This window comes from Sphaerisporangium sp. NPDC005288, assembly GCF_040607475.1.
Taxonomy (GTDB): Bacteria; Actinomycetota; Actinomycetes; order Streptosporangiales; family Streptosporangiaceae; genus Sphaerisporangium; species Sphaerisporangium rhizosphaerae.
In genome coordinates this window covers 87,935-106,223 of sequence record NZ_JBEXGT010000037.1, presented here as the reverse complement: position 1 = coordinate 106,223, position 18,289 = coordinate 87,935, and the positions used below count along the sequence as shown (strand labels likewise).

Annotated in this window: 15 protein-coding genes; 7 read left to right on the top strand and 8 right to left on the bottom strand. The window is 72.7% G+C overall.

The window, feature by feature from the left end:
• Positions 1 to 145 precede the first annotated feature (145 nt).
• The gene (locus ABZU32_RS29795; protein ID WP_354927191.1) at positions 146 to 1,261 is read right to left on the bottom strand and encodes a ferritin-like domain-containing protein; all 1,116 of its coding nucleotides are present in this window, start codon (positions 1,259 to 1,261) and stop codon (positions 146 to 148) included.
• Positions 1,262 to 1,350: 89 nt separating this feature from the next.
• On the opposite strand from ABZU32_RS29795, the gene ABZU32_RS29790 reads away from it, so the two are divergent.
• Positions 1,351 to 2,055 carry a TetR/AcrR family transcriptional regulator C-terminal domain-containing protein gene (locus tag ABZU32_RS29790; protein ID WP_354839228.1) on the top strand — a complete coding sequence of 235 codons (705 nt, stop codon included), beginning with the start codon at positions 1,351 to 1,353 and terminating at the stop codon, positions 2,053 to 2,055.
• 49 nt (positions 2,056 to 2,104) lie between these two features.
• On the opposite strand, the gene ABZU32_RS29785 is transcribed toward ABZU32_RS29790, so the two are convergent.
• Both ABZU32_RS29785 and ABZU32_RS29780 read right to left on the bottom strand, forming a co-directional pair.
• A complete protein-coding gene (locus ABZU32_RS29785) occupies positions 2,105 to 2,965 on the bottom strand; it encodes a hypothetical protein (protein WP_354927189.1) in 861 nt (286 codons plus the stop codon).
• 477 nt (positions 2,966 to 3,442) lie between these two features.
• Positions 3,443 to 4,441 (bottom strand): LacI family DNA-binding transcriptional regulator, encoded by a 999-nt coding sequence (locus tag ABZU32_RS29780; protein WP_354927187.1) that lies wholly within the window; start codon positions 4,439 to 4,441, stop codon positions 3,443 to 3,445.
• A 167-nt stretch (positions 4,442 to 4,608) separates the two neighbouring features.
• On the opposite strand from ABZU32_RS29780, the gene ugpC reads away from it, so the two are divergent.
• From ugpC to ABZU32_RS29760, 4 genes are all read left to right on the top strand, one after another.
• Positions 4,609 to 5,829 (top strand): sn-glycerol-3-phosphate ABC transporter ATP-binding protein UgpC, encoded by a 1,221-nt coding sequence (ugpC, locus tag ABZU32_RS29775; RefSeq protein WP_354927185.1) that lies wholly within the window; start codon positions 4,609 to 4,611, stop codon positions 5,827 to 5,829.
• Positions 5,830 to 6,173: 344 nt separating this feature from the next.
• The gene (locus tag ABZU32_RS29770; protein ID WP_354927183.1) at positions 6,174 to 7,019 is read left to right on the top strand and encodes a fibronectin type III domain-containing protein; all 846 of its coding nucleotides are present in this window, start codon (positions 6,174 to 6,176) and stop codon (positions 7,017 to 7,019) included.
• The gene (locus ABZU32_RS29765) at positions 7,009 to 8,772 is read left to right on the top strand and encodes a DUF4012 domain-containing protein (protein WP_354927181.1); all 1,764 of its coding nucleotides are present in this window, start codon (positions 7,009 to 7,011) and stop codon (positions 8,770 to 8,772) included. Before ABZU32_RS29770 ends, ABZU32_RS29765 begins: the two co-directional genes overlap by 11 nt.
• 171 nt (positions 8,773 to 8,943) lie before the next feature.
• Positions 8,944 to 9,627: a hypothetical protein gene (locus ABZU32_RS29760; protein WP_354927179.1), complete on the top strand. Its 684-nt coding sequence runs from the start codon at positions 8,944 to 8,946 to the stop codon at positions 9,625 to 9,627.
• Here the strand turns inward: ABZU32_RS29760 and ABZU32_RS29755 are convergent.
• From ABZU32_RS29755 to ABZU32_RS29735, 5 genes are read right to left on the bottom strand one after another with little or no spacing between them, the layout of a single operon-like run.
• A complete protein-coding gene (locus ABZU32_RS29755; protein WP_354927177.1) occupies positions 9,617 to 10,996 on the bottom strand; it encodes a polysaccharide biosynthesis tyrosine autokinase in 1,380 nt (459 codons plus the stop codon). The genes ABZU32_RS29760 and ABZU32_RS29755 overlap by 11 nt on opposite strands.
• 4 nt (positions 10,997 to 11,000) lie before the next feature.
• A complete protein-coding gene (locus ABZU32_RS29750; RefSeq protein WP_354927175.1) occupies positions 11,001 to 12,041 on the bottom strand; it encodes an MraY family glycosyltransferase in 1,041 nt (346 codons plus the stop codon).
• A complete protein-coding gene (locus ABZU32_RS29745) occupies positions 12,038 to 13,027 on the bottom strand; it encodes an NAD-dependent epimerase/dehydratase family protein (RefSeq protein ID WP_354839255.1) in 990 nt (329 codons plus the stop codon). Before ABZU32_RS29745 ends, ABZU32_RS29750 begins: the two co-directional genes overlap by 4 nt.
• A 12-nt stretch (positions 13,028 to 13,039) precedes the next feature.
• Positions 13,040 to 13,993, bottom strand: coding sequence for an NAD-dependent epimerase/dehydratase family protein (locus tag ABZU32_RS29740; RefSeq protein ID WP_354927173.1), 954 nt, complete (start codon positions 13,991 to 13,993; stop codon positions 13,040 to 13,042).
• Positions 13,990 to 15,147 (bottom strand): glycosyltransferase, encoded by a 1,158-nt coding sequence (locus ABZU32_RS29735; protein WP_354927171.1) that lies wholly within the window; start codon positions 15,145 to 15,147, stop codon positions 13,990 to 13,992. Before ABZU32_RS29735 ends, ABZU32_RS29740 begins: the two co-directional genes overlap by 4 nt.
• 484 nt (positions 15,148 to 15,631) lie before the next feature.
• On the opposite strand from ABZU32_RS29735, the gene ABZU32_RS29730 reads away from it, so the two are divergent.
• Both ABZU32_RS29730 and ABZU32_RS29725 read left to right on the top strand, forming a co-directional pair.
• Positions 15,632 to 16,885: a hypothetical protein gene (locus tag ABZU32_RS29730; RefSeq protein WP_354927169.1), complete on the top strand. Its 1,254-nt coding sequence runs from the start codon at positions 15,632 to 15,634 to the stop codon at positions 16,883 to 16,885.
• Positions 16,882 to 18,036, top strand: coding sequence for a glycosyltransferase (locus ABZU32_RS29725; protein ID WP_354927167.1), 1,155 nt, complete (start codon positions 16,882 to 16,884; stop codon positions 18,034 to 18,036). Before ABZU32_RS29730 ends, ABZU32_RS29725 begins: the two co-directional genes overlap by 4 nt.
• Positions 18,037 to 18,289 lie beyond the last annotated feature (253 nt).

The window sequence follows — 18,289 nt, the reverse complement described above, 5'->3', positions numbered from 1 at the left end:
CCCCCCCCCCACCCCCCCCCCCCCGGGGGGCCCCCGCCCCACGCGGGCGCGGACGCCCTGCTGGCCTGGCTCGGCGTGCTCGCCGTGGTCTCCGGCGCCGTCGCCTTCGTCCTGGTCTCCGCCTGAGGACGGCGCCGGGCGGCGGTCAGTCGCCGGAGCCGAGGGTGATGGTCTCGGCGATCTCCTCGGCGCGCTCGGCCTCCTCGGCGGCGAAGCGCTCGGCGTCCAGGCGCTCGGCGATGTCCTCGTCCTGCTTCATCAGCGCGTCGAGGTTCTGCCCGGCCATCTCCAGCACGCCCATGTCGGCGTAGGCCTTCTGCAGGCGCTCGCTCCACAGGCCGATGTCCTTGACGCAGGGGACGATGCGGCTGAACAGCAGCGAGCGGAACAGCTGGAGGTACTGCGACTCGTCGGTGGCCCGCATGGCCTCCTCGACCTCGGCGGGGGACAGGCCCAGGTTCTCCCACTGCTCGACCCCGCGCAGGCGGTCGCGCATGAGGTAGCAGCCCTCGATGACGAAGTCCTCGCGCTCGCGCAGCTCGGCCTGCGACAGCTGCTTGTAGTAATCGCGCAGGGCCATCCGGCCGAAGGCGACGTGCCGGGCCTCGTCCTGCATGACGTAGGCGAGGATCTGCTTGGGCAGCGGCTTGGTGGTCATGTCGCGCATCACGCCGAACGCGGCCAGCGCCAGCCCTTCGATGAGCACCTGCATGCCGAGGTAGGGCATGTCCCAGCGCGAGTCGCTGAGGGTGTCGTCCAGCAGGGACTTGAGGTACTTGTTGATCGGGTAGGCGATGCCGACCTTCTCCTGCAGGAACCGGGCGTAGGTCTCGGCGTGGCGGGCCTCGTCCATGGTCTGCGTGGCGGCGTAGAACTTGGAGTCCAGGTCGGGCACCGACTCGACGATGCGGGCCGAGCAGATCATCGCGCCCTGCTCGCCGTGCAGGAACTGGGAGAATTGCCAGGCGGCGCCGTGGCGGCGCACCTCTTTGCGCGTCTTGTCGTCCATGCGGTGCCACAGCGGGGTGTCGTAGATGGCGATGGACTGGTCGGGGATCCCCAGCACGTTGTAGGGGTCGACCTCAAGGCCCCAGTCGATGCGCCTGACCGAGTCCCACTGCTTGTCCTTGCCCTTCTGGTACAGGGCGAGCATGCGGTCGCGGCCCTCGTCGTACTCCCAGGTGAACCGGGTGGACCCCTTCATCTCCACGTCCCAGGTGGAGAGTTCGGCGGGGATGGTGTAGAGCTCGTGGGTCGACACAGGGGCCTCCAGGGGGGCGTACACCGTACGTCTCTGGAGCGTGGCACGTACGCTGTACGTACGTCAATCGCCCCGGTAAGAATGCTCACATGCCGCCTCTCACCCGTCCCCGCATCGTCGCCGCCGCCATCGACCTGATCGAGCGGGAGGGCGCCGACGCCGTCTCGATGCGGCGCATCGCGGCCGATCTGGGCGTCGGCGCCATGTCCCTGTACAACCACGTCAGCAGCAAGGCGGCGCTCCTGGACGCCGTCGCCGAGTTCGTGCTGTCGCAGATCTCCTTCACCGACGATCCCGGGGACGCGTGGACCGAGCGGGTGCGGGTGCAGGCGCGCGCGGTCCGGCAGATCGCCCACGACTACCCGCGCTCCACCATGCTGGTGATGAGCCGCCCGGTCCGCTCGCCCGCCGGGCTGTTCCCCCTGGAGCGGGCGCTGGCGACGTTGCGCGAGGCCGGCTTCTCCGGCGAGGACGCCGTCAGGGTCGTGCGCACGTTCATCGCCTACCTCGTCGGCTCGCTGATGCGCGAGGTCGGCGTCACCCCGGCCTTCGCCCCGGTGCACGACTCTGAGGACGGGCACCTGGCCGAGGTGGACGCCACACTGTTCCCCCAGGTGGGCGCCCTGGCGCCTCTGCTGGTCGCGCGCGACCACGAGGAGGCCTTCGAGTACGGGCTGGACCTGCTGATCAGGGCGATCGCCCTGCAACTCCAGGACTCGGCGCGACTCCAGGACCCGGCCGCCACGCGGCCGAAGGAGTCCACGGCCGCCAAGGAGGGAAGCGCCCGGGGGTGAGCCTCCCCGGGCGCGGAGTGCGCCCTTCCCCTGGGCACTCCCCGTCGGCTCAGTACCAGTTGTGCGAGCGGAAATGACCCCAGGCGCCGCACGGTGAGCCGTACCGGCCCTTGATGTAGTTCAGGCCCCACCTGATCTGGGTGGCGGGGTTGACCCGCCAGTCGTGCCCGATGCCGACCATCTTGCGCCCCGGCAGCGCCTGCGGGATTCCGTAGGCCCCCGACGAGGGGTTCTGCGCCCGGTGGTTCCAGTTGCTCTCTCTGGTCCACAGGCTGTCCAGGCAGCGGAACTGGGTCACCGGCCAGGCCCGCTGGGTGAGCAGCCGGTAGGCGATCGCCTTGTTCCTGCCCTTGGGCGTCGTGGGCGCCCACGCGCGGATCTGTGGTCGCGCGGAGGTCCGCCAGGTCCCGCGGTGCACGACGGCGGCCTTGCGCGCCGTCCCGCTCGCGGCCCTCGCCCTGGCCGTCGTGGCGGCTCGCGCCGCTCCGGCCTTCTTGACCGCTCCCGCCTTCTTGGCGGCGCCGGCCGTCGTGGCGGCTGTGGCCGCCCGGCCCGCCATGGCCGTCCTGGCGGCTGTGGCCGTCCTGCCCGCCTTGGCGGGCCGGGCCGCCTCGACGAGGCCGGTGGTGAGTCCCGCCCGGGTCCAGACCGGCACCCGGGGCCGGCTCAGGATCCAGGCCGAGTTCCCCGGCCAGGCGGTGGTGGTGTGCGACCGGGCGCCGTCCGGCGCCGCCGAGACCGGCTCGGCCGGTCCGGTGTCAGGAACGGCCCGCTCCGCCGCTCCGACGGTGGTGGAGCCGGGGGTCGCCTCCGACTCCGCGATGGCCTGGGCCGCTCCGGCCGTCCCGTTCAGGACGGTGGCGGCGATGACGGCCGCGACTGCGCCACGAAAAGCGCGGTTACTGTCCAACTCGGTCCTATTCGTCGGGTCGCGTGCGGCAGGCGGCCGCACGCGGCGGCCGCCGTCGTCCCCCGCCCATGGCTCGGGCGGCAGGACGTCCGCGTGGCCGTTCCGGAATCGGTTGAGACACACCTGGTGTCCCCGGAAGGCGCCGCGACGGGTTCTAGGGCGGTTTCTAGTAGCCGCCGCGCCCGCCGCCCGTGATCCGCGACACGCCTCGGACGGTTGTTTGCGATCGGCGCGGCAGATCTCTGCCGTCTCGCGGGGCCCGGTTGCCCCGTGCCGCGCCCGCCGTGATCCGCGGATGACGCGGAAATGCCGCACAGTTGAGGTTTCGGGCGACACCACCCGCGAATACCGGACTACCGCGACATCCCGCCCGGCGAGCCGCGTCCGCGGTGCATGCCGTTTTCCGGAAGGTTTCGTGGGATTGGCGGTGGTACGTGAGGGGGCGATGCCCGGAACATGACCCGGACGCCCGGAGGGTCAGCGGCGAGGGCCGCAGCTCGCGCGGACGATCAGCTCGGTGGGCAGGGTCACCGTGCGCGCGCGCCGGCCCTCGCGCAGGACCAGCTCGGCGGCGCGGTAGCCCATGTCCTGCGCGGGCTGGGAGATGACGGTGAGCGGGGGATGGCACAGCTCGGCCCACGGCACGTCGTCGAACATGATCAGCGACACGTCGCGCGGCACGCGCACGTCCAGCTCGCGCGCCGCCAGGACGGCCGCCTCGCCGAGCAGGTTGCCGCCCGCCACCAGGGCGGTGATGTCGGAGCGGTGCTGCAGCAGCCCGGCGGCGGCGGCGTAGGCGGAGTCGCGCGTCGCGTGGGCGTGCACGATCAGCTCCTCGTCGACGGGCACGGCCCGCGCGGCCAGCGCCTCGCGGAACGCGCGCACGCGCTGCGCCTGGCCGTGCCGGGCCAGCAGGGCGATGCGCCGGTGCCCGAGCCCGGCCAGGTACTCCACCGCCGTGCGCACGCCGGTGCGGTCGTCGGTGACCACCGAGGGGACGTGCTCGGCGCCCCGCACCGGGCGTTCGGCGAAGACCACGCCGAGCCCGGAGCGCAGGGCCGGCACCCACATCTCGCCGTCGCCGGAGGGAACGGCGATCACCCGGTCCAGGCCCTCCTCGATGAGCGTGCCGATGAGGTGGGCCTCGCGCTCGGGGTCGTCGCCGGTGGTGCCGATCATCACCGGCTCGCCCGCCGACCGGGCGCAGGACAGGACGCCGTCGGCCAGCCGTCCGTAGAAGACGTCGGTGATGTCCGGGACGAGCAGGCCGATGCCGCCCGTGCGGCGCCGGCGCAGGTTGCGCCCGAGCGCGCTCGGCCGGTAGTCGAGCCGTGCCGCGACGGCCAGGACCTTCTCCCTGGTCTCGGCACTGGCCGACCCCGTGCCCGACAGCACCCGCGACACGGTGGCGACGCCCACCTCGGCCGCCTCGGCCACGTCCTTGATGGTCGTGCGACGCTGCCCGATCGGTCTCATGGAAACGATTCCATCATGAGTTCCACCGGCAAGCCAAGCCGGGGGGCACATCCGAAGAGTGTGAGAAGCCACTATTCCGGAAGGGCTTGACAGAGATGTCCGGTTCCGGTGAGATTCATGAAAACGTATCCACATCCGGCGGCACCCCGGACGCACGAAGGACGGCCATGGCAAATATCGTTCTGCGCAACGTCGACAAGATCTACGCCGGCGGTGTCAAGGCCGTGAACGGCCTCAACCTGGAGATCCGCGACGGCGAGTTCATGGTCCTCGTCGGCCCGTCCGGTTGCGGCAAGTCCACGGCTCTGCGCATGATCGCGGGTCTTGAGGACATCAGCGGCGGCGAGATCGCCATCGGCGACCGGGTGGTCAACCACCTGCCGCCGAAGGACCGCGACATCGCGATGGTCTTCCAGAACTACGCCCTCTACCCGCACATGACGGTCGAGGAGAACCTCGCCTTCGGCCTCAAGCTTCGCAAGATGCCCAAGGCGGACATCTCCAAGCGGGTGCAGGAAGCCGCCAAGATGCTCGGCCTCGAGCAGTACCTCAAGCGCAAGCCGGCCGCCCTGTCCGGTGGTCAGCGCCAGCGTGTCGCCATGGGCCGCGCCATCGTCCGCGAGCCGCAGGCCTTCCTCATGGACGAGCCGCTGTCCAACCTGGACGCCAAGCTCCGCGTCTCCATGCGCGCCTCGCTCAACACCCTGCACGAGCGCCTCGGCGTCACCACCGTCTACGTCACCCACGACCAGGTCGAGGCCATGACGCTGGGCGACCGGGTCTGCGTGCTGCGCGACGGCATCCTCCAGCAGGTGGACACCCCGCAGAACCTCTTCGAGGCCCCGGTCAACCTCTTCGTCGCCGGCTTCATGGGCTCCCCGTCCATGAACTTCGTCAACGCCGAGCTGGTGCGCGACGACGGCGGCGCCGCCGTCGTCTTCGGCGGGTACAAGCTCCCGGTGCCCGACTCCAGCTTCGCCGAGAAGCCGGGCCTGGACCAGTACCTGGGCAAGAAGCTGATCCTCGGCATCCGCCCCTCCGACTTCGAGGACGCAGCCTCCGCCTCGGGCCACTCCAACGGCTGGGCGCACATCCCGACCCGCGTCGAGGTCACCGAGGAACTGGGCAGCGAGATCAACGTGCTGTTCCTCATCGACGCCCCGCCCGTGGAGCACCGCGACACCGTGGCCGCCCAGGACACCGGCGACGACGACGACGCGGCCCTGCCCCTGGTCGGCGACAAGTCGCTGTGGACGGCCCGCGTCAACTCCCGCAGCCACGCCCGCTCCGGTCAGAACATCGAGCTCGTGGTGGACACCCACAACTTCCACTTCTTCGACACCGACAGCGGTCTGGCCATCGGCCACGCCGCCAACGTCGGCCGCTGAGCCCGCCGGTCCGGCCTCCGGGCCGGACCGCCGGACCGGTCCGTCCTCCGGGGCGGCCCGGCCCGGAAACGGGAAGAACCGGACACCTTCCCCGACAGGAAAGCCCCCGCCGTGCACCCCTCCCACGGCGGGGGCTTTTCCTGTCCGGCAAAGGGGGGGAATACCGGGACTGATCTTTCCGTAATAGGCGTGCGGCGGCGCACGGCCATTCGGTCCACGTGGATACAACGGGATGCATCGACATGTCGCCCTGCTGATGGGCGATGTCTCTATGGCCCGAATCATTGTCCATCGGGGAGTCCTGAATGGCCCGGAAACATGCGGTACCTATTCTTCTGGCAGCGGTGCTCACGGGTGGCGCCGCGACGGGATCGGTCGCGATGGCGGCCGTGGAGACCCACTCGTCCGCACTGAAACTCGCCGCGCACGCGGCACCCGACACCCAGCCGCCGACCGCGCCGAGAAATTTGCGGCTGTTCGAGAGGATCCCCGGGATCATCATCCTGAGGTGGGATCCCTCCAGCGACCCGCCGTTCTACCCGCCGCCGAGCGGCGTGGTCGCCTACGACATCTATGCCAGCACCTCGCCGTTCCGGCTCATCGGCAGCGTGCCGGGCAACGTGACCACCTTCATCGACCGGCGCCGCCTGTGCGAGAGGGTGTCCTATTTCGTGCGGGCGAGGGACGCCGCGGGAAACGTCTCGCCGCCGAGCAATGTCGTCACGCGTCATCCGCACCGGCACTGCGGTCACCATGACGAGGAAATCGAGACGCCGGCGAATTCCGTCGACGACATCGACCGGAATGTGGACGACCACCAGCACCACTCCGACGACCACAACGAGATCATCAAGGCCGACAAGCTCTTCCACGTCGAGGGCGCCGACGACCACGGCGGCGGCCACCGTGACTGGTCGGGCCATGACGGCTACGGCGGCCACGAGTTCGGCGGGCCCGGCCACGAGGGCGCCGAGTCCGAGGCCGGCGGCGACCACGGCGGCGGCGACCACGGCGGCGGGCAGGGCGGCGGCGGCCAGGAGCACGCCGCGGCGCAGCCGGCCGGCCGGAGCCTGCCCTTCACCGGCGCACCCGTGGCCGCGGTGGCCGGGGCGGGCGTGGTCCTGCTCGTGGCGGGCGCGGCCGGCGTGGTGATCTCCAAGCGGCGCCGCCGAACCGCTGGTGCGCGCTAGCCGGCGACGCCGGCTCATCCTCGCCGGCTCGGTGTTCTCCGCACTGGCCCTGGTCTCGTCCGCGGGATGGTCGGCGCACCTGGGACTCGGCGTCCGCGACCACCTGCAGGCGACCAGGGACTCCCTGGTGCACCTCCGCGCGGTGATGAGCGCCCGCGACCTCGACCGGATCGCCGTGACGCTGGCGCAGGCCCGCCGTCACGCGGCCGAGGCGCGGCGCCTCACCAGCGGGCCCGACTGGACGCTGCTCACCCACCTGCCCGTGGTGGGTGAGGGCGCCACGACGGTGCGGGGGCTGGCCGAGAGCGCCGCCGAGATCACCGAGGCGCTGACCGGGGTGCAGCGGACCGGCACGTCGTTCTTCACGGCCGCGCCGGGCTCCACCGACGACATGCGCCAGTTGCTGGACGGGCTCACGGCGGCGGCGCCGGTTCTCGACGGCGCCGCCGCCCGGCTCGCCCGGGCGCACGCCCGGCTGGCCGCCACCCCGGCGCGCACCGGCGCGGCTTCGGTGGACCAGGCGCGCGGCACCGCTCTGTACGAGCTGGACCGCCTGCGCCGCTGGATCGGCGGCGCGGCCACGGCGGCCGCGCTGATCCCGCCGATGCTCGGCAACGACGGGCCGCGCCGCTACTTCCTGGCCTTCCAGACCAACGCCGAGTCGCGGGGGACCGGCGGGCTGGTCGGCGCCTTCGGCATCCTGTCCGCCGACCGCGGCCGGACCCGCGTCACGCGCTTGGCCGCCAACACCGGCATGGGCCCCGGTCCTGGCCCCGTGGCCGACCACGGCCGCGCCTTCCGCGCCCGCTACGGCCCGGGCGCGCTGGAGATGCTGTCCATTTCCAACCTCTCCCCGCACTTCCCCTACGCCGCCAGGACCTGGACCGCGCTGTGGGAGCGCCGGACCGGCCGGCGGCTGGACGGCGCGATCGCCATCGACCCGGTCGGCCTGTCCTACATCCTCGGTCTCATCGGGCCGGTCACGCTGCCGGGCGGCGAGAAGGTGACCGCGGCCAACGTCGTCGACCTGACCGAGCGCGCGGCCTACGCCCGCTACCCCGACCCCCTGGAGCGCAAGCGCTACCTCATCGCGATCGCCAGGGCCGTCGGCCAGGCGCTGCCCCGCTCGTTCGCCGAGCCGGCCCAGGTGCTGCCCGTGCTGAAGCCCATGGTCGAGGACCGCAGGATCCAGGTCTGGAGCCGGCACGACGCCGAGCAGCGCCGCCTGTCCTCCTCGGCGATCGGCGGCGTGCTGCCCCGGCGGCCCGGACCGTACGCGGGGCTGGTGGTCAACAACTCGGCCGGCGGCAAGCTCGACTACTACCTCGACCGCTCGCTCTCGTACGAGCTCGGCCCGTGCCGCGACGGGCGGCGGACGAGCAGCGTGCAGGTCCGGCTGACCAACAACGTGCCGGCCGTGACGCTGCCCACTTACGTGACCGGCAGGCTGGACCGCGGCCCGGACACCCACCCGGTGGGGTCCAACCTGCTGTGGGTGTCGCTGTACGCGGGGGTCGGCGCCGAGCTGAGCGGCGCGTCGGTCGACGGCGTGCCCGTGCAGGTGTCCACCGACGTCGAGCGCTCGCATCCGGTCTACTCGACGCTGCTGGAACTCGGGCCCCGCCAGACCCGCACCGTGCGCCTGGACCTGGTCGAGCCGGCCTCCGCCGAGCCGCCGCTGACCCCGGTGCAGCCGCTGGCCCGCCCGCAGCGGACCAGCGTCACGACCGCCCCGGGCGGCTGCGCCTCCTAGAGCCGGCTCCTGCCGCGCCTCCTGGCGCCGGCTCCGGGCGGACGCGTCTCCTAGGGCCGCCATCGCGCCGCGTGCGGCGCCCGGCCGCCGGCGCGAGGCCCCGCGGCAGGAAAGAGCCAAGGACGGCGCGTCGGCTCCGGCCACCGCGCGGGGCCGATCTAGCGTCGCCTCATGGGGCATTCGGCGGCGGTGAGCGGCGGCAGCGGCGGCGGGGCGGCGGGTGTCGTGCCGCCCGGGCACGAGGGGTGCGGGCGGCGGTGCTGGAGGGACCTCGGCGCTCCGCCGGACCCGGCCGGCCTGCCGCGGTTCCGCATCCTGTTCGTGTGCACGGGGAACATCTGCCGCTCCCCGCTCGCCGAGCGGCTCACCCGGTCGGTCCTCGGCCCCTGTCCGGCGCTGGAGGTCGCCGGCGCGGGCACCCATGCCCTGGCGGGGGAGCCGATGACCGGGCACGCCGCGCGGGTCCTGGCCGAGCTCGGCGGCGACCACGCGGGATTCCGCGCCCGGCGACTGACGGCCGGGATGGTGGAGGCGGCGGACCTGGTGCTGGCCGCCGCGCGCGAGCACCGGGCGGCGGCGGTGGCGATGTGCCCGGCCGCCGCGGGACGGGCCTTCACGATCGCCGAGTTCGGCGTGCTGACGGGGGCCGTGCCCGCCGGGGCGGTGGACCGCCATGGGGATCTCGGGCCAAGGGCCCGCGCGCTGGTCGCCGAGGCCCGGACGCGGCGCGGGCTGGTCCGGGTGGACCAGCCCGACATCCGCGACCCCTACGGCCGCTCTCTGCGCGCCTACCGGACGGCGGGACGGCTGATCGCCGGAGCGCTCGCCGTCCCGTTCCGGCTGCTCACACCTTGACCGGCGTCCTGATCTCGCGCGGCGCGGTCTCGGCCCCGTAGCCGTATCCGTAGCCGTAGTACCCGCCGCGCCTGCCCGGAGCGAAGTTCAGCACCGTGCCGACCAGGCGGGCGTTGACCGACGCCAGCGTCTCCACGGCGCGGGCGATGTGCTCGCGGCGGGTCTTGCCGTAGCGCGCGAGCAGCAGCGTGCCGTCGCAGACGGCGGCCAGCGCCGCGGCGTCGGTGATCGGCAGCAGCGGCGGCGCGTCGACGATGACCAGGTCGTAGTCCGCGACGAGCTCGGCCAGCACCGCGCGCATCCCGTTGGAGCCGAGCAGTTCGCTGGGGTTGGGCGGGATCTGACCGCCCGGGAGCACCGACAGGCCGCTCGGGCCCCACGGCTGGATGACGTCCTTGAGGGCCGCCTTGTCGATCAGCACGTCGGTGAGCCCGGCCGAGCCCTCGATGCCCAGGTAGTGGGGGATGCGCGGGCTGCGCAGGTCGCCCTCCACCAGGATCACCCGCCAGCCTGCCTGGGCGAGGGTGATCGCCAGGTTGGCCGAGGTGGAGGACTTGCCCTCGTTCGGCAGGCAACTGGTGACGACCAGCGACTTCGGCCGCCGGTCGACGCCGATGAACTGCAGGTTGGTGCGCAGCGAGCGGAAGGCCTCCGAGCGCGTGGACCGGCCGTTCTCCCGGACGATCAGCGGGTGGTGCCGCGCGTCCTTCTCGTAGCCGATCACGCCCAGCACCGAGCTCCCGGCGCTCTCCTGCAGCGCCTCGGAGGACTTCACCGTGGTGTCCAGCCGGTCGCGCAGCACGAGCGTGCTGAAGGCGACCAGCAGCCCGATGATCAGGGCGAGGCCGAGATTGACCAGCGGCCGGGGGGTGACCGGCACCTTCGGGACGTCGGCGCTGTCCACCACCGTGACCCGCACGGCCGGGCGGCTGTCGCGGGTGGGCCGCTCGATCTGGTCGATCACCCGGGTGAACCTGGCCCCCAGGGTGTTGGCCAGGCGCGCGGCCCGCACGGGGTCGGCGTCGGTGACGGTGGCGCGCAGCAGCATGGTGGCCGGGATGGCCTCCGCCTTGATGGCCTCCTGCAGGCGCGCGACCTGCTCGCCGCCGCCGAGCTGGCTCACCACGCGGCGGCTGGTGAGCAGGTTGGCGTAGGACTGGACGCGCTGCGTCGACAGCATCCCGGCCTGGTAGGCGGTGGTCAGGCTGCCCACCTTGTCGTAGCCGGAGACCATCATGGTGATCGTCGCGACGTACTTCGGCGGTGTCCGCGCGGTCAGGACGAGCGCGGCGGTCACCGACAGGACCAGCGACAGCACGAGCACCATCCAGCCCTTGCGCGCAAGTCGTACGAAGTAGAGCAGATCCACCTGGTCATCGCCGCCTTTCGGTGATTTTTGCGAGGTTGTCGACAGGACCGGCCGGCGCGTAGGCGGGCATGCCCTGCAGCAGGCCGATCAGGAGGGTGGCGACGCCGCCGGTGACGATGGCCGCGGCGAGCGCGGGCACCCATCCCACGGCGATCGCCAGGCACAGCGCGCCGGGCACCGCCGCGACCGCGCCGAGGGCCGCGGGCACGGCACGGGAGCCGAGCCCCATGCGGCGCAGCCGGTGGGACAGGTGGTCGGTGCCGCCCGACAGCGGGGAGCGCCCCGCGCGGATCCGCGACACCAGCACCACGCCGGTGTCGACCACGGCGACGAAGGTCCACAGCAGCAGCCCGGCGGCGGTCGTGCCGGCCGCCCGGCCGGTCTCGACGGCGACCGAGGAGCACGTGAGGGTGAAGCCGATGAACAGCGACCCCGAGTCGCCCATGAAGATCCTCGCGGGCGGCCAGTTGTGCGCCAGGAAGCCCAGGCACGACAGCGCCAGCGCGCCGAGGAGCACCGCGAACGCCGGCCGGTCGCTCATGAGGGCGGCCGCGGCCAGGAAGGCCGCGGTGACCGCGGTGACCGTCCCGAGGGCGCCGTCCATGTTGTCCAGCAGGTTGAAGGAGTTGGTCATCACGACGATCCACATCACCGTGATCAACCCGTCCACCCATTGCCCGGTCACGGTGACGTGCACGCCGGACAGCACGACGCCGCCCGCGGCGACCGACTCCACCGTCAGGCGGGTCACGACGGGCAGCGAGGCGATGTCGTCGATCAGGCCGAGCGCGGCGATCGCCATCGCGGCCAGGACGATCGCGGTGATCCGCAGGTCGGCCAGGCCGAGCGCGGCGGCCGTCGGCACGACGGTGCCGAGGACGATCGCCGGGCCGCCCAGGTAGGGGGTCGGGTGGTCGTGGGCCTTGTGGCCGCCGGGACGGTCGCTGAGGTTCCAGCGCAGCGCGAGCCGCCTCAGCGCCGGGGTGGCCGCCGCGCTCAGCACGCAGGCGCTCGCCATGGAGGCCAGGCCGATCGCCGCGTTCACCGCGCGGACACCGCGAGGTCCTCGCGGGCCTCGGCGATGATCTCGGAGAGGATCTCGTCCAGGTCGCGGCGCGGCGTCCAGCCGGTGAGCGCGCGGAGCTTGCCGGTGTCGGGCACGCGGCGCGTCATGTCCTCGAAGCCCTGCTCGTAGGCCTCGTGGTAGGGGATCAGGTCGATCCCCGACGTGGAGCCAACGTGCTCGATGATCAGCTTGGCCAGCTCCAGCATGCTGATCTCGTCGGCGGAGCCGACGTTGAAGGTCTGCCCGATCGCCGCCTCGTGGTCCAGCAGCCGCAGCAGCGCGTCGACCGCGTCGGCCACGTGGGCGAAGCAGCGCGTCTGGGTGCCGTCGCCGTAGACGGTGAGCGGATCGCCGCTGAGCGCCTGGCGGACCAGGCGCGGGATGACCATGCCGTAGGCCGGGCTCTGCCGGGGTCCCACGGTGTTGAACAGCCGCACGATGATCGTCGGCAGGCCGCGCTCCTTGTGGTAGGCGTTGGCGAGGATCTCGTCGACGGCCTTGGCGGTGCTGTAGGCCCACCGGACCACGGCCGGACTGCCCAGGATGCGGTCGGAGTCCTCCCGCAGCGGGCCGTAGGAGTTCTTGCCGTAGATCTCGCTGGTGCTGGTGACCAGGATCTTGCGACGGTACCGGTGCGCGGCCTCGATGACGATCTCCGAGCCGCGGATGTTGGTGGTCAGCGACCGCAACGGCTGCTCGACGATCAGTTTGACGCCGACCGCGGCCGCCAGGTGCACCACGATGTCGCACTGGTGGACCAGCTCGTCGACCACGAGCTCGTCCAGGACCGAGCCCTGGACGAAGCGCAGGTCGGGGTGCGGGCGCAGGTTCGCCAGCCGCCCGGTGGACAGGTTATCCAAGATCACGACACGGTCGCCGCGGGCGAGCAGCGCGTCGGCCAGATGCGAGCCGACGAAGCCGCTCCCTCCGGTGATCAAGTAGGTGTTCCTTGACAGGGTGCTCACCGACTTCTCCCATTACATGTGAGACGCAGATTGGGATCTCATGGCTTGTTCGAACCAGCTCACGGTCATGCGGAGCCCGTCGGCCAGCGACATGGGACGCACGCCCGGGAACAGGTCGCGAAGCAGGCGGGGAGAGGCCTGTGACTCGCGGATGTCGCCCGTCCTCGCCGGGAGGAAGGCCGTCTCGACGGGCTCGCCGAGCACCGCGGACAGGATGTCGCGCAGCTCCAGCAGCGACACCCGGGTGCCGAAGGCGAGGTTCACCGGCGTCGCGCTGGTGACGCGGCGCTGGGTCGCCTGCACGATGACGTCGGTCACCGACCCCACGTAGGTGAAGTCCCGCGCCTGGCGGCCGTCGCCGTGCACGGGCACCGCCCTGCCGTCCAGGGCGGCCGACACGAACGTGGGGATGACCGCCGCGTAGGCGTGATCGGCCGCCTGCAGGGGGCCGTACACGTTGAAGAAGCGGAACGGCAGCACCGGCAGGCCGAAGCTGCGCCCGTAGGCCAGCGCGTACGCCTCGGTGGCCAGCTTGCTCGCGCCGTACGGGCTGAGCGGGCGGGCCGGCAGGTCCTCGTGCTTGCGCGGTTCCAGGCAGTCGCCGTAGACCGAGGAGGACGAGGCGACGATCACGTGCGGCCTGGCCGCGCGGCACGCCTCCAGCACCTGCAGCGTCCCGGTGGCGTTGACGTTGTGCGAGGCCAGCGGGTCCTCCAGGGAGCGCGGCACCGAGGGCCGCGCGGCCAGGTGGACCACGGTCGTGGCCTCGCCCGCCAGCGGGGCCAGCAGGTCGGCGTCCAGGATGCTGCCCTGGACGAAGTCGACGTCCAGGCCCGCGAGGTTGCTCAGGCGGCCGGTGCTCAGGTCGTCCAGCACCGTCACGCGCCGCACCTCGGGCAGGGCGGTGAGCGCGCGGCACAGATTGGCGCCGACGAAGCCGGCGCCTCCGGTCACAAGGATTCTCATGGGGTGCTCGTCTCCGGGGTCGAGCGGCGGTGGTCGGACGCGCCGTGCAGCGATCGGTACAGGGTCTCGGTGTCGGCGACCAGCCGCTCCACGGCGAACGCGGAGGTCGTCCACGCCTGGGCCGCCCGGCCCATGCGGCGGGCCAGCTCCTGGTCCGACAGCAGCCGCACGGTGTGCGCCGCCAGTTCCCCGGCGTCCGGGGCGGCGAGCAGGCCGGTGCGCCCGTCGCGGACGACCTCGGCGACGCTGCCGACCCGCGTCGCGACTACGGGCGTGCCGGTCATGCCCGCCTCGATCAGGCTCAGCGGGGTGCCCTCGCTGTCGGAGGTCAGCAGCACCACGTCGGCGGCGGCGTACACCGTCTCCACGTCGCGGCGCCAGCCCAGCAGGTCCACCGGGCCGGGCAGGGAGCGGGCCTCGCGCTCCACCTGCTCGCGCAGCTCGCCGCCTCCGCAGACGACGAACCGGCAGCCGGGCACGCGGGCGAGCACCTCGCGGGCGACCTCGAGGAGCCGGTCGGGACGCTTGATCCTGGTCAACCGGCCGACGTAGGCGACGACGGGCGCGCCGGGCGGCAGTCCCAGTGCCGTGCGCGCCGCGGCGCGGTCGGGCACCGGGCCGAGGCGCACGCCGGGCGGGATCACCACGTACTGCTCCGGGCGGCCGATGCGGTTGCGCAGCAGGTCGTCGCGGACACGCGCCCCGACGGTCACCAGCCGGTCCGACAGGGTGGCGAGGAAGCGCTCGGCGTTGACGTAGACGGCCCGCTTCGGCGGCGAGAAGTAGCCCTCGAGCAGGTGGCCGTGGAAGACGTGCACCCGCGCGGCGCCGACCCCCGACAGCGAGACCGCGAGCCGTCCGAGCGCGCCGGCCTTGGCGGTGCGGGTGTGGACGATGTGCGGGCGGAAGGTCCGCATCGTGCCGGCCAGCCGGTACAGGGCGCGCAGGTCGCCGGCCGGGTTGACCGACCTGCCGAGGCCGGGCACGCGGTGCACGGCGAGGCCGGCGTCGCCGAAGACCAGGCGGTCGCCCTCGCCGTCGTCGACGTGGCCGGTGTACAGGCGGTGATCGAACTCCTCGGCGTCCAGCAGCTTGCACAGCCCCGACACCTGGGTGGCCGGGCCGCCCACGTTCATCCGGGCGATTATCTCCATGACACGTATCCGACTGGTCACCTCCGAGAAGCTAGCTGGCCGTTTGCTCTGTTCGCCGACACCGTCATGGTGGTGGCGAAATGTTTTCCCTATCCCTACCTGCGCATGATCGATCGGCATTCCCGGCGCCTGGCGCGCGTGGCGCGTGGCGGTGAATGCGGCTCCTCCGGGACATCGTTGCTGGTGAACGCGGTGCGGTGGCCGTTCGGGCCGGCACGGGAAATGCGCTGAATCACCGTGAAAGCGGGGCGCGGCGCCGGAAACCCCATGGGTCGCCGCCGAAACTCGCGCGGTCCCGATTCCCTTTCACGCAGGTGAGCGAAAAGAGTCCGCAAACCAAGGTAATGGTCGGACCGCCGGCGTTCGCGGAAAGCGGCGCCCCGTATTCGCGGCGGCTAGCGTCGCCTCGCGGAGTCCGTGCCCGGCGGCCCGTCGCGGGCGACCGGACGGCCGCGGGGTGATCTCGAACTGAGGGTGCCCTTCCATGGAATATCTCATCGTCGCCGCCGCGGCGTTGCTGCTCGTCGGGACGATCCACACGACCGTCGAGCCCGAGGCGGTCCGGCGGGTGCTGCCGGTGCTGCTCGCGGCCTTCGCCGTCCGGCTGGCGGTGCAGATCCTGGTGATGCAGAACCACGTCATCCCCTACGGCGGTGACAACATCACCTACGAGTCCAGGGCGCTGGAGGTGGTGGCGTTCTGGAAGCGCGAGGGCTTCCAGTTCGTCACCTCCGAGGACATCCCCTCCCTGTACGCGGCGGCCATCCCGTGCAACGCCTTCGCGCTGGTGCTGTACGTGTGCGGCGGCCCCGCCCCGCTGGCCTGCACGGCGCTGGTCGCGTTCCTGGCCTGCGCGCTGTGCCTGGTCATGTACCGCTTCGCCCTGCTGGTGGGCGCCGACCGCCGCGCCGCCTTCCGGCTCATGCTGCTGACCGCCTTCATGCCGGCGTTCGTCCTGCACACCTCCGACATGTTCAAGGACGGCTTCAACGCCTTCCTCGTGGTCGCCTGCCTGGGCCTTGGCGCCTCGAACCTGCGGCGGTTCGACATGCGCAAGGTGGCGCTGCTGGCCGTGGCGCTGTGGGCCCTGTGGTACGTGCGCCCGTACATGGTCTTCATGTGCGCGATGCCGGTCGCCCTGGGCTTCGCGGGCCTGCGCAGGGTGCTGTCGGTGCGCACCCTGCTCATCCTCGCCGCGCTGCTGATGGTGCTGCCGTTCGCCGATCTCACCGAGAGCCCGCCGGTCGAGGCGATGCAGTCGCAGCTCGACTACGGGCAGTCGGAGCTGGTGCGCCGCGGCAACGCCGGCGGCGGCTCGGGCGTGATGTTCGACGACGGCGGCAACCCGTGGAACCGGCTCGGGCCCAAGCTGATGTACACGCTGCTGTCGCCCTTCCCCTGGACCGAGGGCAGCCTCACCCTGCAGCTCGGCAAGATCGAGGTGCTCGTGTGGTACTTCCTGCTGTTCTGGGCGGTGCGCGGGGCCGTGTGGCTGTGGCGCGAGGACCGGGCGACCGCCTGCTTCCTGCTGCTGTTCATCGTGCCCGGCACGATCGTGTACGCGACCACGATGGCCAACGTCGGCCTGATCTTCCGCCAGCGCATGCCGATCGTCATGGTCACCAGCCTGCTGGCCGCGGTCGCCTGGTCCCGGCACGTGCGGGACGCGCGCAGGGCCGCGCGGACGCGGCCGTCCCCGGGCGCCCGCCGTCCGCTGCCCGAAGGGACGCCGCGATGAGCGGGCGGCCCGCCCGGGGCGCCCTGCGCGTGTGCGAGGTGGTCAAGACGCTGGACGTGGGCGGCGTCGAGACGCTGCTGGTCGAACGGCTCCGCCGCGCCGCGGGCGGCGGCACCGCCTACACGGTGGTGTGCCTGCGCGCCTCGACCGCCGAGCTGATCGACCGGTTGCGCGACGCCGGCGTGACCGTGGTGAACCTCGGGAACGGCCCCCGCCCGCTGGCCGCCGCGCGCCTGGTCACCACGGTGCGCCGCCTGGCCCCCGACGTGCTGAACGTCCACTCGCCGATGCCCGCCGTCGTCCTGCGGCCGTTCGTCCGGCTCAGCCGCCGCCGGCCGATGCTGGTGTCCACCGTGCACTACAGCCGCCGGACCGGCACGGTGTTCGCCGAGCGCGTCACCTCGGCGGTCAGCACCGCGCTGGACCGCCTGACCCGGTGGCTGGACGACGGGACGGTCGCGGTCTCCTCGCAGGTGGCGCGCTCGCCGTCCACGCGGGGCGCCAGGCGCGTGCTGACCCGCCTGCACGGGGTGGACGTGGAGGAGCTGCGGCACTGGGCGGCGCGGCGTGAGGACACCCGCCGGGAGTTCGCCGTGCCGCCGGGGGCGTTCCTCATCGCCTGCGTCGCCAACTTCCGCCCGGAGAAGGACCACGCCCTGCTGGTCCGCGCCGCCGCCGAGGTGCTGCGGGCCCGGCCGGACGCGCTGTTCCTGCTGGCCGGTGAGGGCCCTCTGCGCGACCAGGTCGCCCGTGCCGTCGAACGGCACGGGGTGGCGGGCGGCGTGCGCATCCTCGGCCGGGTGCCGGGGGCCAGGAGGCTGGCCGCCGCCGCCGACCTGGTGGTGCTCAGCTCCGCCCACGAGGCGCTGCCCGTCGTGGTCATGGAGGCGCTCGCGGCCGGGGTCCCGGTGGTCTCCACCGAGGTGGGCGGCATCGCCGAACTGGTCCACACCGGGCGGAACGGCATCCTGACCAGGCCCGGCTCCGCCCGCGACCTGGCGCGCGGGCTGCTGCGGGCCATGGATCCGGTGGTGCACCGCCGCCTGCGCGACGGCGCGTGGGCGAGCGCGCACAGCGTCGACATGGCGGGCACCGCCGAGTGGTTCGAAGACCTCTACCAGAGCCTCACCCCGGCAACCCGGCGCGGCTAGCGCGGTGACCGCATACGTTCACCGGGCGCGGCTCTCCACCCGTGCCACGTGCTGCAGTGATCGGCGCCGGGTCGGCGGGTCGTGGTACGGCGATGCCGGCGCCTGCTACGGCGCCCGAGCCGGTGAACATTCATGGACAGCGCACTAGCTAGTGCGGTGACCACATACGTTCACCGGGCCCGGCTCTCCACCCTCGGCCACGTGCTGCACTGATCGGCGCCGGGTCGGCGGGTCGTGGTACGGCGATGCCGGC

Bases quoted from the DNA above. Each gene is read 5' to 3' on its own strand.
- ABZU32_RS29790 (WP_354839228.1), top strand. From the start codon at position 1,351: ATGCCGCCTCTCACCCGTCCCCGCATCGTCGCCGCCGCCATCGACCTG.
- ABZU32_RS29735 (WP_354927171.1), bottom strand. From the start codon at position 15,147: ATGGAGATAATCGCCCGGATGAACGTGGGCGGCCCGGCCACCCAGGTG.
- ABZU32_RS29740 (WP_354927173.1), bottom strand. From the start codon at position 13,993: ATGAGAATCCTTGTGACCGGAGGCGCCGGCTTCGTCGGCGCCAATCTG.
- ABZU32_RS29760 (WP_354927179.1), top strand. From the start codon at position 8,944: ATGGGGCATTCGGCGGCGGTGAGCGGCGGCAGCGGCGGCGGGGCGGCG.
- ABZU32_RS29725 (WP_354927167.1), top strand. From the start codon at position 16,882: ATGAGCGGGCGGCCCGCCCGGGGCGCCCTGCGCGTGTGCGAGGTGGTC.
- ugpC (WP_354927185.1), top strand. From the start codon at position 4,609: ATGGCAAATATCGTTCTGCGCAACGTCGACAAGATCTACGCCGGCGGT.
- ABZU32_RS29730 (WP_354927169.1), top strand. From the start codon at position 15,632: ATGGAATATCTCATCGTCGCCGCCGCGGCGTTGCTGCTCGTCGGGACG.
- ABZU32_RS29780 (WP_354927187.1), bottom strand. From the start codon at position 4,441: ATGAGACCGATCGGGCAGCGTCGCACGACCATCAAGGACGTGGCCGAG.